15 protein-coding genes are annotated in these 16,525 nt (G+C 60.8%); 6 read left to right on the plus strand and 9 right to left on the minus strand.

What is annotated here, in order from left to right; translation table 11 throughout:
* The 5 genes from hisF to hisB are packed head-to-tail and all read right to left on the minus strand — an operon-like array spanning nt 1 to nt 3,323.
* Entirely contained in the window at nt 1–783 is a 783-nt protein-coding gene (hisF, locus tag FHT97_RS23270) for an imidazole glycerol phosphate synthase subunit HisF (RefSeq protein ID WP_183864420.1), read from the minus strand.
* On the minus strand, nt 780–1,529 hold the full coding sequence (hisA, locus tag FHT97_RS23275) for a 1-(5-phosphoribosyl)-5-[(5-phosphoribosylamino)methylideneamino]imidazole-4-carboxamide isomerase (RefSeq protein ID WP_183864421.1): 750 nt from the start codon (nt 1,527–1,529) through the stop codon (nt 780–782). Before hisA ends, hisF begins: the two co-directional genes overlap by 4 nt.
* 26 nt (nt 1,530–1,555) lie before the next feature.
* On the minus strand, nt 1,556–2,206 hold the full coding sequence (gene hisH, locus FHT97_RS23280) for an imidazole glycerol phosphate synthase subunit HisH (RefSeq protein ID WP_183864422.1): 651 nt from the start codon (nt 2,204–2,206) through the stop codon (nt 1,556–1,558).
* Nucleotides 2,207–2,692 (minus strand): DUF2628 domain-containing protein, encoded by a 486-nt coding sequence (locus tag FHT97_RS23285; RefSeq protein WP_183864423.1) that lies wholly within the window; start codon nt 2,690–2,692, stop codon nt 2,207–2,209.
* Between the two features lie 22 nt (nt 2,693–2,714).
* Nucleotides 2,715–3,323, minus strand: coding sequence for an imidazoleglycerol-phosphate dehydratase HisB (gene hisB / locus FHT97_RS23290; protein WP_183754821.1), 609 nt, complete (start codon nt 3,321–3,323; stop codon nt 2,715–2,717).
* Between the two features lie 179 nt (nt 3,324–3,502).
* On the opposite strand from hisB, the gene hslV reads away from it, so the two are divergent.
* From hslV to FHT97_RS23315, 5 genes are all read left to right on the plus strand, one after another.
* The gene (gene hslV, locus FHT97_RS23295) at nt 3,503–4,030 is read left to right on the plus strand and encodes an ATP-dependent protease subunit HslV (RefSeq protein WP_183754819.1); all 528 of its coding nucleotides are present in this window, start codon (nt 3,503–3,505) and stop codon (nt 4,028–4,030) included.
* A 39-nt stretch (nt 4,031–4,069) separates the two neighbouring features.
* Nucleotides 4,070–5,377 (plus strand): ATP-dependent protease ATPase subunit HslU, encoded by a 1,308-nt coding sequence (hslU, locus tag FHT97_RS23300; protein ID WP_183754817.1) that lies wholly within the window; start codon nt 4,070–4,072, stop codon nt 5,375–5,377.
* A 188-nt stretch (nt 5,378–5,565) separates the two neighbouring features.
* The gene (locus FHT97_RS23305; RefSeq protein ID WP_183864424.1) at nt 5,566–6,513 is read left to right on the plus strand and encodes a DUF1402 family protein; all 948 of its coding nucleotides are present in this window, start codon (nt 5,566–5,568) and stop codon (nt 6,511–6,513) included.
* 51 nt (nt 6,514–6,564) lie between these two features.
* Nucleotides 6,565–7,977 (plus strand): cytochrome P450, encoded by a 1,413-nt coding sequence (locus tag FHT97_RS23310; RefSeq protein WP_183864425.1) that lies wholly within the window; start codon nt 6,565–6,567, stop codon nt 7,975–7,977.
* Nucleotides 7,978–8,069: 92 nt separating this feature from the next.
* The gene (locus tag FHT97_RS23315; protein ID WP_183864426.1) at nt 8,070–10,241 is read left to right on the plus strand and encodes a malate synthase G; all 2,172 of its coding nucleotides are present in this window, start codon (nt 8,070–8,072) and stop codon (nt 10,239–10,241) included.
* Nucleotides 10,242–10,316: 75 nt separating this feature from the next.
* On the opposite strand, the gene FHT97_RS23320 is transcribed toward FHT97_RS23315, so the two are convergent.
* The gene (locus FHT97_RS23320; RefSeq protein ID WP_016556901.1) at nt 10,317–11,003 is read right to left on the minus strand and encodes a L,D-transpeptidase; all 687 of its coding nucleotides are present in this window, start codon (nt 11,001–11,003) and stop codon (nt 10,317–10,319) included.
* 181 nt (nt 11,004–11,184) lie between these two features.
* Here FHT97_RS23320 and FHT97_RS23325 point away from each other — a divergent pair, with 181 nt between their 5' ends.
* On the plus strand, nt 11,185–11,679 hold the full coding sequence (locus FHT97_RS23325; protein WP_183864427.1) for an MmcB family DNA repair protein: 495 nt from the start codon (nt 11,185–11,187) through the stop codon (nt 11,677–11,679).
* 2 nt (nt 11,680–11,681) lie between these two features.
* On the opposite strand, the gene FHT97_RS23330 is transcribed toward FHT97_RS23325, so the two are convergent.
* The 3 genes from FHT97_RS23330 to hrpB all read right to left on the minus strand — a co-directional run bounded on the left by FHT97_RS23330 (nt 11,682) and on the right by hrpB (nt 16,119).
* Complete coding sequence (locus FHT97_RS23330) at nt 11,682–12,257, minus strand: ActR/PrrA/RegA family redox response regulator transcription factor (protein WP_183864428.1); 576 nt, start codon at nt 12,255–12,257, stop codon at nt 11,682–11,684.
* Nucleotides 12,258–12,326: 69 nt separating this feature from the next.
* Nucleotides 12,327–13,637: an ActS/PrrB/RegB family redox-sensitive histidine kinase gene (locus FHT97_RS23335; RefSeq protein WP_114714263.1), complete on the minus strand. Its 1,311-nt coding sequence runs from the start codon at nt 13,635–13,637 to the stop codon at nt 12,327–12,329.
* Between the two features lie 28 nt (nt 13,638–13,665).
* Nucleotides 13,666–16,119, minus strand: a complete 2,454-nt coding sequence (gene hrpB / locus FHT97_RS23340) for an ATP-dependent helicase HrpB (protein ID WP_183864431.1) — start codon at nt 16,117–16,119, stop codon at nt 13,666–13,668.
* Nucleotides 16,120–16,525 lie beyond the last annotated feature (406 nt).

The raw sequence follows: 16,525 nt of genomic DNA on the forward strand, positions 1-16,525 counted from the left end.
TCAGTCCAGACGCATGTCGATGCCGCAAGAAGACATATAGCGCTTCGCTTCCCCGACGGAATAGGTCCCGAAGTGGAAGATCGAAGCGGCCAGCACAGCGTTGGCATGTCCCTGTTTGACGCCCGCCACGAGATCGTCGAGGTCGCCGACGCCACCGGAGGCAATAACGGGCACCCGAACCGAATCCGCGATGGCGCGTGTCAGTTCGAGATCGTAGCCGACCTTGGTTCCGTCCCGATCCATCGAGGTCACAAGCAGTTCACCCGCCCCACGCTCGACCATCTTTCGAGCAAAATCCACCGCGTCGATGCCGGTCGCGTTGCGGCCGCCATGTGTGTAGATCTCCCAGGCGCTGACGTTGCCCTGCGCGGGCGTGGTCCGGCGCTTGGCGTCGATCGACACAACGATGCACTGGTCGCCGAACTTGTCGGCGGCTTCGGCAACGAAATCGGGGTTGTTGACCGCCGCTGAATTGATTGAGACCTTGTCAGCGCCACAGAGCAGCAGCTTGCGGATATCAGCAATGGTGCGGACACCACCGCCGACGGTGACGGGCATGAAGCATTGCTCGGCCGTACGTGCGACGACATCGAAGATCGTTTCGCGATTGTCCGAGGACGCGGTGATGTCGAGGAAACACAATTCGTCGGCACCGGCGGCGTCATAAGCCTTGGCAGCCTCGACTGGGTCTCCGGCATCGACCAGGTTGACGAAATTGACGCCCTTGACGACGCGGCCGTCCTTAACGTCGAGGCAGGGAATGACACGAGCCTTCAGGGTCATTGTGCAGTCTCCTTCGCGCGTGCGGCCGAAATCAGCGCCAGCGCCTCTGCCGGGTCGATCCGTCCATCATAGAGCGCGCGACCGGAAATCGCACCCTCGAGCTTCCGTGCATCGGGTTGCAGCATCCGTTTCACATCCTCGATCGAAGCAAGGCCGCCGGATGCGATGACCGGGATCGATACCGCTTCGGCAAGCTCGAGCGTCGATGCCCAGTTGATGCCGGCGAGGATGCCGTCGCGGTCGATATCGGTGTAGATGATCGCGGCTACGCCGGCGCCTTCGAACTTCTGCGCGAGTTCGATAACGCCGAGCTCGGATGCCTCGGCCCAGCCTTCGACCGCGACCTTCCCGCCCTTGGCATCGATTCCGACCGCAACGCGGCCGGGAAACTTCTTGCAGGCTTCGATCACGAGCGCCGGATCGCGCACCGCGATGGTCCCGAGAATGACGCGGGCAAGACCGCGAGATAGCCAGTTTTCGATATGGTCGAGCGTGCGAATGCCGCCACCAAGCTGAACCGGGTTCTTCGTTGCCTTCAGGATCGCATCGACCGCGGCGCCATTGACGCTTTCGCCCGCGAAAGCGCCATTGAGATCAACGACGTGCAGCCATTCAAAGCCTTGATCTTCGAATGCCTTCGCCTGCGCACCGGGGTCGGGATTGTAGACGGTCGCCTGTTCCATATCGCCGAGCTTGAGGCGAACGCACTGGCCATCCTTGAGGTCGATTGCTGGAAATAGGATCATTCTGTCAGTCCTTGCAGTGCGCGAGCTCAAGGCTTCCAGCGCAGGAAATTGGCAATCAGGGCGAGGCCGAGCTTCTGGCTCTTTTCAGGATGGAACTGGGCTCCGGCCATGTTGTCGCGCCCGACGAAAGCGGTGATCGGGCCGCCGTACTCGGCCGTCGCAATCACGTCGCCGGGGTTCTTCGCCGCCAGATGGTAGGAATGCACGAAATAGGCATGCAACCCGTTCGGTCCGGTCGGAATTCCGTCGAACAGCGGGTGAGGGGATTTCAGGTCCAGCGTATTCCAGCCGATCTGCGGGATCTTCAGGTTGGCATCATTAGGCGTCATTTCAACGACATCGCCGGGAATCCAGCCGAAGCCATCGGTGACGGTCTTCTCGAGTCCGCGCGACGACATCAGCTGCATACCGACGCAAATGCCGAGGAACGGCCGGGCCTTCTTCTGGACCACATCGATCAACGCTTCCGACATGCCGGGAACGGCATCGAGCCCGCGCCGGCAATCGGCATAGGCGCCAACACCCGGCAGCACGACGCGATCGGCGGCCGCCACAGCCCCTGCCTTGTCTGTCAGTTCGATCACGGCGTCGATGCCGGCTTCCCGCGCTGCCCGTTCGAAGGCCTTCGTCGCCGAACGCAGATTGCCGGATCCGTAGTCTATAATTGCGACGCGCATTCAGCGTCCTCCATCAAAACCAAAGAGACCGAGCGAAGTGGCGTTGCCGTGTCGCGGTGCATGGGCTGCTTGATCCCATTGCGGCGAGGGCGCGGGTCGGCTCTCGCCGGCATCGGTCTGGACATTCGAAAAGTAGATTTCTTCCGCGGTCGCAAGCGAATCGGCCGAAACGAGATCGGCTTCGCCCCAGCCTTTCGCAACCAGATTACGGGCGCGAAGATTCTGACCCTCAAGCGCGACCAGCAAACTGGTGCCGAAGGTGATTGCGACGCCGACTGGCCAGAGATCGGCCCGGTCCGCTAGCGCACCGCCGAGGCTTTGCAGGAGAAACGCTGCGATGGCGTAGAGCCACAGTCTGTGGAAGGCGAGCCATATCCAGGGGAAGAGAAAACCGAGCACGGTAAAGCCGTCGCGAATGAAACGCGTCTTCTCGCGGTTGGTGTCCGTTCCGCCAGGCGCAGTCAGAACCAGATAGCTGGAAGTCATATCGTCAAGCTCCCTAGGGGGCTCAGACGAGCGTGCCCTTCGTTGAGGGGACACGGCCCGCCTGTCTCGGATCGATCTCTGTCGCCGTACGCAGCGCGCGGGCAACGGCCTTGAAGCACGTCTCTGCAATATGGTGGTTGTTGGCACCATAATGGTTGAGAATATGCAAGGTGATGCCGGCGTTCTGGGCAAGCGCCTGGAAGAATTCGCGAACGAGCTCGGTGTCGAACGTGCCGATCTTCGGCGCGGTGAAGGCGACGTTCCAGACGAGGAAGGGGCGACCGGAGAGGTCGACTGCAGCCTTCGTCATTGTCTCGTCCATCGCGAGGTCGATCGAGGCATAGCGGGCAATGCCGCGGCGATCGCCGAGCGCCTTGGCAATCGCCTGGCCGATCGCGATGCCGGTGTCTTCCACCGTATGGTGATCGTCAATGTGCAGGTCGCCCTTGGTCTCGATCTCCATGTCGATCAGCGAATGTCGCGAAAGCTGATCGAGCATATGATCGAAGAAGCCGACGCCGGTCGAGATTTTCGACTTTCCGGTGCCGTCGAGATTGACGGAAACGGAAACCGAAGTCTCGTTCGTCTTGCGGGACACGGTACCCGTGCGGCTTGCTGCGGTCTCGGCCATATGGCTGCTCCATCAGGAAATACGGGGGTTCCTTATCAGGCGAGCCGTGAAATATCCAGAACCGCTGCGGCAGAAAACGCCGCCATTTGCAATCGGCTTTCACGCACTTACATAGGGCTCGACAGGGCCGGCGTTCGGCCCGACGCAACAAGCCCGGCAGACGGGCAAAGGTATAGTAGATGACAACGATTGTTACAGTTCGAAAGGGCGGCAAGGTCATCATGGCCGGCGATGGCCAGGTAAGCCTCGGCCAGACCGTGATGAAGGGCAATGCCCGCAAGGTGCGGCGCATCGGCAAGGGTGAGGTCATTGCCGGTTTCGCAGGCGCCACGGCCGATGCCTTCACGCTTCTCGAACGTCTCGAAAAGAAGCTCGAACAATATCCGGGCCAGCTGATGCGCGCTGCCGTCGAGCTTGCTAAGGATTGGCGCACGGACAAGTATCTCCGCAATCTCGAAGCCATGATGCTCGTCGCCGACAAGCAGGTGACGCTTGCAATAACGGGCAATGGCGATGTTCTCGAGCCCGAACACGGCGCCATGGCAATCGGCTCCGGCGGTAATTTTGCGCTCGCTGCGGCCCGCGCCTTGATGGATACCGATAAGTCGGCCGAGGAGATCGCGCGTCGAGCACTCGATATTGCCGCTGATATCTGCGTCTACACCAACCACAACGTGGTCGTAGAGACGCTCGATGCCGAAGCTTGATCCGGTTTCAAAGATCCACGCCCTGATGGGATATTCGATATGACCACATTTTCCCCCCGCGAGATCGTTTCCGAACTCGACCGCTATATCATCGGCCAGCATGAGGCCAAGCGCGCAGTGGCGATTGCGCTGCGCAACCGCTGGCGGCGCCAGCAGCTCGATCCGGATCTGCGCGACGAAGTCATGCCCAAGAACATCCTGATGATCGGGCCGACCGGCGTCGGCAAGACGGAAATCTCCCGTCGCCTCGCCAAGCTCGCCGGCGCGCCGTTCATCAAGGTCGAAGCCACGAAGTTTACCGAAGTCGGCTATGTCGGCCGCGATGTCGAGCAGATCATCCGCGACCTCGTCGAGGTCGGCATCGGCCTCGCTCGCGAAAAGAAGCGGAGCGAAGTGCAGGCCAAGGCGCACATGAGCGCTGAAGAGCGTGTTCTCGACGCGCTCGTCGGCGCCACCTCGTCGCCGGCGACCCGCGACAGCTTCCGCAAGAAGCTGCGCAGTGGCGAGCTTGATGACAAGGAAATCGATATCGAGATCGCCGATACGGGCACAGGCATGGGCGGTTTCGATATTCCCGGCATGCAGGGCGGCAATATCGGCGTGCTCAACCTTTCCGAAATGTTCGGCAAGGCGATGGGGGGTCGTACCAAGAAGGTCCGCACGACGGTCAAGGCATCCTATACGGATCTGATCCGCGACGAATCCGACAAGCTGATCGACAACGAAGTCATTCAGCGCGAGGCGATCCGGGCCGTCGAGAATGACGGCATCGTCTTCCTCGACGAGATCGACAAGATCGCGGCTCGCGACGGCGGCATGGGCGCCGGCGTTTCGCGCGAAGGCGTTCAACGCGACTTGCTTCCGCTGGTCGAAGGCACGACGGTGTCGACGAAGTACGGCCCGGTGAAAACGGACCACGTCCTTTTCATCGCCTCCGGTGCTTTTCACGTCTCCAAGCCGTCCGATCTGCTGCCGGAACTTCAGGGCCGTCTGCCGATCCGCGTCGAGCTGCGCCCGCTCACCAAGGAAGATTTCCGCCGTATCCTGACGGAGACCGAGGCGAGCCTCATCAGGCAGTACAAGGCTCTCATGGAAACCGAAGGCCTCGGCCTCGAATTTACTGACGATGGCATCGATTCCCTGGCGGACGTTGCTGTTCATTTGAATTCGTCCGTTGAAAACATAGGTGCGCGCCGCCTGCAGACGGTGATGGAGCGTGTTCTGGACGAAATCTCCTTCAATGCCCCGGATCGCGGCGGCTCAAGCGTGACGATCGACGCCGACTATGTCCGCAAGCATGTCGGCGATCTGGCGCAAAACACCGATCTGTCACGCTTCATCCTGTGATGAACAAGCATCGGCGCGCGCCTTACTGATGTGATGCCACGATTTTGATAGCTTCAACTCTCGACAGCGGGCCTTTTACTTTTTAGTGAAAGGCCCGTTTTGTTGTCCGCGCCAGCATTATTCGGCCAAGATTGTGGTCCAGTCAGCGCGCTTCGCGACATTGCCATGAACCGACGGGAACGCTGATCGTGCGACGCCTTCTGACAAGCCTCCTGATTGCCGCTGCCGTGCTGACGTCGGCACCTGCCTTCGCCATGCAGGTGGTGCCGCCGGGCAATCGTCACGCCGAGCAGCCGGATATTCCGGGCGCCTCGGTTCGCCGCACCAAGGGCACGAAGAGCTCGTTCGATCGCAAGTATGACAAGGTCCATGACCTCCTGGCGTCGGATCACGAGTTGATGGCCAAGATCAAAAAGGTGTCGGCCGCTTACGGCATCGATCCGATCCATGTGATCGGCGCGATCGTCGGCGAGCATACGTACAATGTCGATGCCTATGACCGCCTGCAATCCTACTACGTGAAGGCCGCGTCCTATGCGGGTGAGAGCTTCCGCTTCGCCTACAACGGCGAGGATGTGGATGACTTCGTCAGGCGGTCGCAGTTTGCCGAATGTAACGGCAAGGGCGATTCCTACACGCTGTGGAGCTGCCGCGAGGACATCTGGGAAAGCGAGTTCCGCGGCAAGACCGTCGATGGCAAGAGCTACCCGAACAACCGCTTCAGCGCAGTCTTCTTCCAGCCTTTCTACGCCGGCCAGACCTTCGGTCTTGGGCAGATCAACCCGCTGACGGCCCTGATGTTGACCGATCTGGTCTCCAAGGTCTCGGGTTACGAGAAGCTGAACGAGAAGGACGCCGGTTCCGTCTACAAGGCGATCATGCAGCCAGATATCTCGCTCGCCTTTGTCGCAGCGTCCATCCGGCGGTCGGTCGACGACTATAAGCAGATCGCCGACATGGATATCTCGAGGAACCCGGGACTGACCGCGACGCTCTACAATGTCGGCAATTCGCGCCAGCGCGCGGCGGCTCTCGCTGCCAAGAACCGTGCTTCCGGTGAAACCGTCTGGCCGGAAGAAAACTATTACGGCTGGCTGGTCAACGACAAGCTGGACGAGCTGGAGCGTCTGCTCTAGCTTTCGCCTTGCCGGGAGAGCCTAGATCTCCGGCGAAAAGGCTGAATTCTGATGGACATGCGTCCGGATCCCTTCGTACCGCCCGCGCCGTTACCTCGTACGGTGCCGCCGAGCCGTCTTCAGATAATTCGAACCATTCTGCGCAACCCGCTGGAGCTCTGGGGCGAGCCCTCCTACACGCTGCCGTGGATTCAGACACGGTTCTTTCGCGAAAGGACCCTGATCGTCAACGATCCGGGCCTAATCCGTCATGTTCTCGTCGATAACGCCGCGAACTACCGCATGTCGGATATTCGCCAGCTTATTTTGCGTCCGATCCTGCGCGACGGGCTGCTGACGGCGGAGGGGGATGTCTGGAAGCGCTCTCGAAAGGCGGTGGCGCCGGTTTTCACGCCTCGTCATGCCAACGGTTTTGCCGGGCAGATGCTGTGCCAGTCCGAAGATTATGCGAGGAAATACGAAGCAGCCGGCAGTGACGGCAAGGTCTTCGAGATTGCCGCCGACATGACGGAGCTGACCTTCGCCATTCTTGCCGATACGCTGTTTTCGGGCGAGATCGTCACCTCCTCCGACAGCTTTGCCGACGACGTAAACGCCCTGCTGCATCGCATGGGGCGCGTCGATCCGATGGATTTGCTGCGCGCCCCGTCTTGGGTTCCGCGCGTCACGCGCATCGGCGGGCAGAAAGTGCTCGACAAATTCCGCAACATCGTGCGCCAGACCATGGATGCCCGGCTGGCTCGCATGCAGGCCGATCGAGCCTCCACACCGGACGACTTTCTGACCTTGCTCCTTGATCAGGCTGAGACCGGCGGACTGACGAATGACGAAATAGAGGACAATATCCTCACCTTTATCGGCGCCGGCCATGAGACGACGGCACGCGCACTTGCCTGGACGCTTTATTGCGTGGCCAACACGCCGCACATCCGCGGGGCGATGGAGGAGGAGATCGATCGCGTTCTGGCCCAGGATGTCGAACCGGTGAAGTGGCTCGACCTGATGCCGTATACGCGCGCCGCCTTTGAGGAGGCGCTGCGGCTCTATCCGCCGGCGCCGTCGATCAATCGTGCCGCCATCACCGCCGATCGCTGGACCGACGCGAAAGGCGAAACGGTGGAGATCGAGGCAGGTGTCACCGTCCTCATCATGCCGTGGACGCTGCATCGCCACGAACTCTATTGGGACAAGCCGCGCGCCTATATCCCGGAGCGGTTCCTGCCGGAGAACCGCGGTAGCATCGGGCGCTTCCAGTTCCTGCCGTTCGGTGCCGGGCCGCGTGTCTGTATCGGCGCAACCTTTGCGCTACAGGAGGCTGTCATCGCTCTCGCCGTGCTGATGCACCGTTTCCGCTTCGATGTGACAAACCAGACCAATCCCTGGCCGGTGCAGAAACTGACGACGCAGCCGCAAAACGGTCTGCCGATGCTCGTCACGTCGAGATATGTTCCCGAACGGACATAAATCTTTAGAACTATTGCATAATTGACTATGAATGAAAGCCGGGCAAAGTAGCAGCATGCAAAACCCCGTTTGTGGGTCTAAGGAGATATTGAATGAGCCGCATCGATAAAAACGGTCTTGCTGTTGAGGCCGTCCTTCATGATTTCTTGGTCAAGGAAGCGCTGCCCGGCTTGAAGATCGATGCCGAAAAGTTCTTTACCGATTTCTCGGCGATCGTTCACGATCTGGCGCCGCGCAATCGCGAACTGCTCGCAAAGCGTGATGCACTCCAGCTCCGCATCGATGACTGGTACCGCCAGCATGGTGCGCCGACCGATATCGAAGCCTATCAGGTGTTTCTGCGCGACATCGGCTATATGCTGCCGGAAGGCTCGGATTTCCAGGTTACCACGACGAACGTCGACCCTGAGATCGCTTCGATTGCCGGTCCTCAGCTCGTCGTTCCCGTGATGAATGCTCGCTACGCGCTGAACGCTGCCAATGCTCGTTGGGGATCGCTCTATGACGCGCTCTACGGCACGGACGCGATTCCCGAGACCGATGGCGCCGAGAAGGGCAAAGGCTACAATCCGAAGCGCGGCGAAAAGGTCATTGCCTGGGCTCGCGATTTCCTGGACACAGCCGCGCCGCTCGATGGCTGGAGTTGGAAGGATGTTGCGACGTTTGCTGTCAAGGACGGGGCTCTCGCGATCACCTCGACCGACGGCGAGCATGTTTCGCTGACCGATCCAGCGCATTTTGCCGGCTATCAGGGAGATGCCGCGACGCCGTCTCACATCCTGCTCAAGAACAACGGCATCCACGTCGACATTGTCATCGATGCCTCGACCGCCATTGGCAAGAGCGACCCGGCCCATATTTCCGACGTCTGGCTAGAATCGGCAATCACGACGATTATGGACTGCGAGGACTCGGTTGCAGCCGTCGATGCCGAAGACAAGGTCGTCGTCTATCGCAACTGGCTTGGCCTCATGAAGGGCGACCTTCAGGAGGAAGTGTCGAAGGGCGGCTCGAGTTTCATTCGCAAACTCAATCCTGATCTGCAGTACAGCGATCCGTCAGGCACGCCGTTCGAAGTGCATCGCCGCTCATTAATGCTGGTTCGCAACGTCGGCCACCTGATGACGAATCCGGCAATCCTTGATCGCGAAGGCAATGAAGTGCCCGAAGGGATCATGGACGCAATGATTACGGGCATGATTGCGCTCTACGACGTCGGCCCGAACGGCCGCCGCAAGAATTCCCGCGCCGGTTCGGTTTATGTGGTCAAGCCGAAGATGCACGGCCCCGAGGAAGTTGCCTTCGCCGCCGAGATCTTCTCGCGCGTCGAAGATGCCCTCGGCATGGCGCGCAACGCCATCAAGATGGGCATAATGGACGAGGAACGGCGCACCACCGTCAACCTCAAGGAATGCATCCGCGCCGCCCGCGAACGTGTCGTCTTTATCAACACCGGCTTCCTCGACCGCACCGGCGACGAGATCCACACGTCGATGGAAGCAGGGCCGATGATTCGCAAGGGCGACATGAAGCAGGCCGCCTGGATCGCGGCCTACGAGAACTGGAACGTGGATATCGGTCTCGAATGCGGCCTTTCCGGCCATGCTCAGATCGGCAAGGGCATGTGGGCCATGCCGGATCTGATGGCGGCGATGCTGGAGCAGAAGATCGCGCACCCGAAGGCCGGCGCCAATACCGCCTGGGTTCCGTCGCCGACCGCCGCGACGCTGCACGCCACCCATTATCACCGCGTCAATGTCGCCCGCGTCCAGCAGGGCTTGAAGGATCGCGCCCGCGCCAAGCTTTCCGACATCCTCTCGGTGCCTGTTGCTATCAGGCCGAATTGGACGCCGGAGGAAATCCAGCGCGAACTCGACAACAATGCCCAGGGCATTCTGGGTTACGTTGTCCGTTGGGTCGATCAGGGCGTCGGCTGCTCCAAGGTGCCTGACATCAACAATGTCGGCCTCATGGAAGACCGTGCGACGCTGCGCATCTCCGCCCAGCATATGGCCAACTGGCTGCATCACAAGGTGACAAGCGAAGAGCAGATCGTCGAGACAATGAAGCGTATGGCCGCGATCGTCGACCAGCAGAATGCATCCGATCCAGCCTACGCGCCGATGGCTGCCGATTTCGACGGTTCGATCGCCTTCCAGGCGGCACTCGATCTTGTCCTGAAGGGTAGGGGGCAGCCGAACGGTTATACCGAGCCGGTCCTCCATCGTCGCCGCCTCGAGCTGAAGGCCAAGCAGACAATCTGACAAGGACGAACCAATGGAAAAGGCCGCCGGAACGATGTTCCGGCGGCCTTTTTAATACCCATTTTTCAGCGCCGCTTACTGGATAACGATGACCTTCGAGGTCGTCTTGCCCGGACGTACGCGGCTGTAGAGATCGATGACGTCCTGGTTCATCAGACGAATACAGCCAGACGAGGCAGCGGTGCCGATCGAAGCCCATTCCGGCGTACCGTGCAGGCGGAACAGGGTGTCCTGACCCTTTTCGTTGAAGAGATACATGGCGCGCGCGCCGAGCGGGTTGCTGAGGCCGGGGCCCATGCCCTCCTCGACATATTTGGCGACCTCGGGCTTGCGCTCGGCCATTTCCTTCGGGGGATGCCAGGTCGGCCATTCCTGCTTCCATGCGACATAGGCCGTACCCGCCCATGCGAAGCCCTGCTTGCCGACGCCGATGCCGTAACGCATCGCCTTGCCGCCGGGCAGGATGTAATAGAGGAAGCGTTCGCGGGTGTTGACGATGATCGTGCCCGGGCGCTCGGTGGTTTCGTAGGAGACGATCTGGCGGCGGAACTGCGGCTTGACCCTCTGGATCGGGATCGCCGGCAGCGAATATCCGGCATCCGTCGTCACGCCATAGGCGTCGTCGAAGATCTGCGCGGTCTGAACGGTCGGCCCCGGCGCGACCTTGTCTTCGACGGAGGCGCTCTCGATAGTCGAGGAGCAACCGGCCAGAGCGAGCGTCGCCATCAGGCCGAATACAGGAAATGCATTGCGGATGCGCATGGATGTCTCTTAGGAAATGGGCAAGGGGAGAACGGTCTTTTGAACCATCTTTGATTATGGTTTATTTTCGATTAACTTTGCCTTTGCAAGCTGTTGCAGTGCGGCAAAACCAATACGCAGCGGCAAATTAGAAGCGCATGGTTTTTTTGCAACAACGCGCGCGCCAGACCTACGGTTATCCATGACGATTTTGAGTGTTTACAATAACAATCCGTTAATAGACGGGCGACAGTCGGACAGAGCTATGCTGGTCCGCCGCGGGACTCAGATTTTACTTCATGAGATGCGTCACGCCGTATTGCCGGAGCTGTCGCTTGCCAGCGGACGACGGGCTGACTTGATCACGATTTCGGAGAAGGGCGAAATCTGGATCATCGAGATCAAGACCTCGGTGGAGGACTTCCGGGTTGACCGCAAATGGCCGGACTATCGCCTCCATTGCGACCGACTATTCTTCGCCACCCACAAGGATGTTCCGCTCGATATCTTCCCCGAGGATTGCGGCTTGTTTCTATCGGATGGCTACGGGGCGCATATGATCCGCGAGGCACCAGAGCATCGCCTTGCGCCAGCGACGCGAAAATCCGTGACGCTTAATTTCTCTCGCGCAGCCGCCCAGCGCCTGCTGATGGCCGAATGGGCAAACGGGAAGCCGTTTGAGGTCGACGATATCTGACGCTACTTCGGCGCGCGCTTGGCAAGGATCCGTTGCAACGTGCGGCGATGCATGTTGAGCCGCCGTGCAGTCTCCGAAACATTGCGCTCGCACATCTCATAAACCCGCTGGATATGCTCCCAGCGCACACGGTCGGCCGACATCGGGTTCTCCGGCAGTTCCGCCTTCTCGCCGGCGCGCTGGGTGAGGGCGGCGTAAACGTCGTCGGCATCGGTGGGCTTCGCCAGGTAGTCGACGGCGCCAAGTTTCACGGCCGTAACAGCGGTCGCAATATTTCCGTACCCCGTGAGGACGATGATCCGGGTGTCATCACGGCGCTGGCGGATGGCTTCGATCACATCCAACCCGTTGCCGTCGCCAAGTCGCAGATCGACCACTGCGTATTTGGGCGGATGGCTCTTCGATTTGGCAACGCCCTCCGCGACCGATTCCGCAGTCTCAACCTTGAAGCCACGTGTCTCCATCGCGCGCGCCAGTCGGCGCAGAAACGGGCCATCGTCATCGACGATCAGAAGGCTGGCATCCGGACCAATATGATCCGCATCTGCGAGGGAGGAGTCGTGGTCAAGCTCGTTCATGTTCGTCAATCCCGGCAGCTGCCTGCCTGATAAAAGTCAAGTGTCCCGCTGTTCATTAAGCCGATAGCGTCATTTTGTCGAATTTGCATCGATCAGCATGCGCGGCCATTCGACACGCACCCGCGCTCCAGCCGTCTCGGGCATGCGGTTCTCGAACACCAGCGACGCGCCCGATCGTTCGAGGAGAGTCTTGGCGATGAAGAGGCCGAGCCCCAGCCCGCCGGCCCGGTCTTCCCTCTGCCTCTTGGTGACATAGGGCTCGCCAATCCGGGTCAGGATATCAGGGGAATAACCGTCGCCGTCGTCCTCCACCGTGATGCGAACTTTTCTGACATCATGCTCGACGGTCACAATCACCTTGTCGCGCGCGTAATCGACAGCGTTTTCGATCAAATTGCCGAGCCCGTACATAATGCCGGCGTTGCGGTCAGTCACTGGCTCGCCCTTGCGCGGGCTCTTCTCGATCAGTTCGAGTTTGATCCCGAATTCTCTGTGAGGCGCCACGATCTCTTCCATCATTGACGACAAAGGCAGCCGCCGGAGATGAGCTTCGCCTTCCGCAGAAAGCGTTGCCAGCCGCCGCAGGATGTCGCGGCACCGCTCGCTCTGGCTGCGCAACAGTTGCACATCCTCGCGAAAGCGGTCGTCATTCTTCAGTTCGCGCTCCATTTCCTTGGCAACGACGCTGATGGTGGCGAGTGGCGTTCCCAGTTCGTGTGCTGCGGCGGCAGCAAGACCGTCGAGCTGAGAAAGGTGCTTCTCGCGCTGCAGCACCAACTCGGTGGCCGCCAGCGCATCGGCCAGCTGGCTCGCCTCCATCGAGACCCGGTATGCATAGAAGGCGGCAAAAGCCATGGTCGATGCGATCGAGCACCAGACACCGAACTGCATCACGGTATGGACGTTGATCTCGACGCCATCGAACCACGGCAAGGGAAAGGGGGAAAAGGCGAGGATAGTGATGCAGACCATCGCGATCAGAATAAGCACGGTGCTGAAGCGGATCGGCTGCGATGCGAAGGAAATGATGACGGGAACGCAGACGAGGGCCGCAAAGGGATTGGCCAGGCCGCCGGTGATGAAGAGCAGTGCGCAGAGCTGCAGAAGGTCGAAGCCGAGCAGCACGAAGGCCGCGCCGGGATAGAGCCGGTGTGTCGGCGGATAGCGGATCATCAGGTAGAAATTGACGGCCGCCAGGGCTGCGATCAGCGCCGCGCAGGCACCAAGTGGAAGCGGAAACTTGAGCCAGAAGGCAACGATGAACACAGTCACAGCCTGGCCGCCCACGGCAAGCCATCGCAGCCGCACCAGCGTTTGAAGTCTCAGGCGCCTGCTGCTGTGCCTATCTTCTTCCGGCGAACTCACGACATTATCGACCATCTGATATCCCCATGGGCTATGCTAGGGCTCATGTACCACGCGGCTTCGCCCGTGTCGTCGGCATGGCGTCTTCCGGTCGTTCGGGCCAGGGATGCTTGGGATAGCGGCCGCGCATCTCGGCCCGCACATCTTTCCAAGATCCGGCCCAGAATCCGGGCAGATCACGTGTCGTCTGAATCGGCCGGTGCGCCGGTGAGGTCAGCTCGAGAAGTAATGGTAGTCGTCCGCCGCCGATCGCGGGATGCTGCCTGAGGCCAAACAGCTCCTGCACACGGATCGTCAGAACAGGCTCCTCGCCGCTATATTGAATTGGATGCCGCTGTCCGGTCGGCGCTTCGAAATGCGTCGGCGCGAGACGTGAGAGATCGCGCTGCAGCTCGTGTGGGATCAGCGCCATCAATCCGTTCGAGAGTGCGGACGAAGAGATGTCGGAAATCCCCCGGGCATCCGTCTGGTAGGGAACGAACCAATCGTCCAAGCGCGCAACCAGTGCCGCGTCGCTGACGTCAGGCCACGGGCCGCCGATGCTGCGATGAAGAAAGCCGATGCGTTCGCGCAACTGCAGGGCTTCTTTGGAAAACGGCAGCTGTTCCAACCCCAACTCGCGCACACCGTCTGCCAGCGCGCGGCTGACGGCTTCGCCGGTGGGGCGGGGCAGAGGTGTCTCGTCGAAGATAATGGCGCCGAGCCGTGTCGCCCGCCTGGCTCTCACCTGCCGGCTCTGCCGGTCGAAGACGATCTGATCGCCGGTCGAAATGGCGCCGGGCAGGTCCTCCTCGATGTCGGCGCGTGAGATCTCGGCTGCCGACAGGACGCGCCCTTGCGCGGCCCGACCCGTCAAGTCTGCGATGACGAGCATCGGGCTGCCGGCGAGCCGTTCGGTTTCCGGCAGTTCGGCGCCGCGCCCGTTCGCCATCAGGAAGCGGCCTCTGCCGCCGCGCTGCAGTGCGATGCGGTCCGGAAAGGCGTGCAGCAACAGCCGTCCCGTCTGGCTCGGTTCCGTTGCTTTGGTGACATCGAGACCCTTGGCCAGTCGAGCCGCCAGCTGACGCGCGCCTTCGACGCGATCGCCGCGCTCCGAGCGAAAGCGCCGCATCCGCTCTTCGAGGTCTATGCTGGGGCCTCCGAGCCCCTGTTCAGTCAGCAGCACCGCAAGCTCCGCTGCATCTCTTGCATGCCCCGTCTCGCCTGCCGAAATCACCATGGCGGCCAGACGCGGTGGCAGGGCAAGATCGCGCATCATCTTTCCGCGCCGCGTCAAAGCACCTTCCTTGTCGAGTGCACCGAGCTGAACTAGCAGCGTACGTGCTTCGGAAAGCGTCGTCTCCGGCGGCTGATCGACGAAGGAGAGCGAACGTGTGTCCTGAACGCCCCAATTCGCCAAGTCGAGGACAAGGCCGGAGAGATCGCTGGAGAGTATTTGTGGCGGTGTAAATGCCGGCAGTGCGGCAGTCTGTCCCTGGTGCCACAGGCGGATGGCGATACCCGGCTCGGTTCGGCCGGCGCGCCCGGCGCGCTGGTCCGCCGAGGCGCGCGACACGCGCACCGTCTCCAGCCGCGTGATGCCGGTTGACGCCTCGAACACCGGTAGCCGCTGCAGACCGCTGTCGATAACAATCCGCACACCGTCGATGGTGATTGATGTCTCGGCGATCGAGGTGGCGAGCACGATCTTGCGCGTTCCTGGCTCGGCCGGCCGGATCGCCGCGTCCTGTTCCCGCTGTGTGAGATTGCCGTAGAGCGGAGCGATCAGTGTCTGTGACCCGAAGCGCCCTTCGAGCCGCTCAGCGGTGCGCGCGATTTCTGCTTGGCCAGGCAGGAAGGCAAGGATCGATCCGCTTTCGCTGGCGTGCGCGTTTGTGACGGCGCGCGCCATCGTTTCTTCGATGCGCTCGCTTGCAGGTCGATCCTGATAGCGGATATCGATCGGAAAGCTGCGCCCCATGCTTTCGACGAGCGGGGGCTGGTCCAGGAGTGTCATGATGCGCGCCACGTCGAGCGTCGCTGACATCACCAGCACCCGCAGGTCTTCGCGCAAAGCGGATTGTACGTCCAGCGCCAGCGCCAGTCCGAAGTCGGCGTCGAGCGAACGCTCGTGGAACTCATCAAAGATCACCGTCGACACGCCCGAGAGTTCCGGATCATCGAGGATCATGCGTGCGAACACGCCTTCCGTGACCACCTCGATGCGGGTCTTGGCCGATATTCTGGTGTCGAGGCGCATGCGATAGCCGACGGTCTCACCTACGGTCTCACCGAGCAACGATGCCATACGGCTTGCCGCCGCCCTGGCTGCCAGACGCCGCGGCTCGAGAAGCACGATCTTGCCATCGCCACGCCAATCCTGATCAAGCAGATAAAGGGGAACAAGCGTAGTCTTGCCGGCGCCGGGAGGAGCAGACAGCACCGCGCGGCGCTCTGCGGCGAGCGCCGCGCCGATATCCGGGAGAACGTCTGAGACCGGAAGGTCCGGCAAAGTCATGCGGGTCACGTGCGCGTCTTCATCTCATAAGCGTGGGCGGGGCGCATTTCCGTCAGGATCGGCATGCGGTCATTCCCCGCGGTTGCATCGCTCGTGAACCTACTGACACCGCGCCATTGCGCAAGTCGTCTCTCTTCGGGGACCGCCACAGAGGTAAGAGAGAGGGATTCTGCAGCTGAAAATGGAAACTGCGCCAAAAGCACAGCCGGGAGTCGCCGTTCCGGTGCCCTAAGAACGGCCAAAACCGCACCTCCCGAAAATCCGTCAATCGAATCAGTGTGTTACAAAAATGTCAAAAAACTTTGTTTTGCGCTGTTGACTTAGAAAAGGGGTAGGATCTATAAGCCCACTCACTGAACGAGGGCGGCGGCGCTGCTGGCGACGAAGTCCTTCGCTCTAGAGATTT

Origin of the sequence: Rhizobium sp. BK399 (assembly GCF_014194695.1) — a bacterium.
In the GTDB taxonomy this organism is placed as follows: Bacteria; Pseudomonadota; Alphaproteobacteria; order Rhizobiales; family Rhizobiaceae; genus Rhizobium.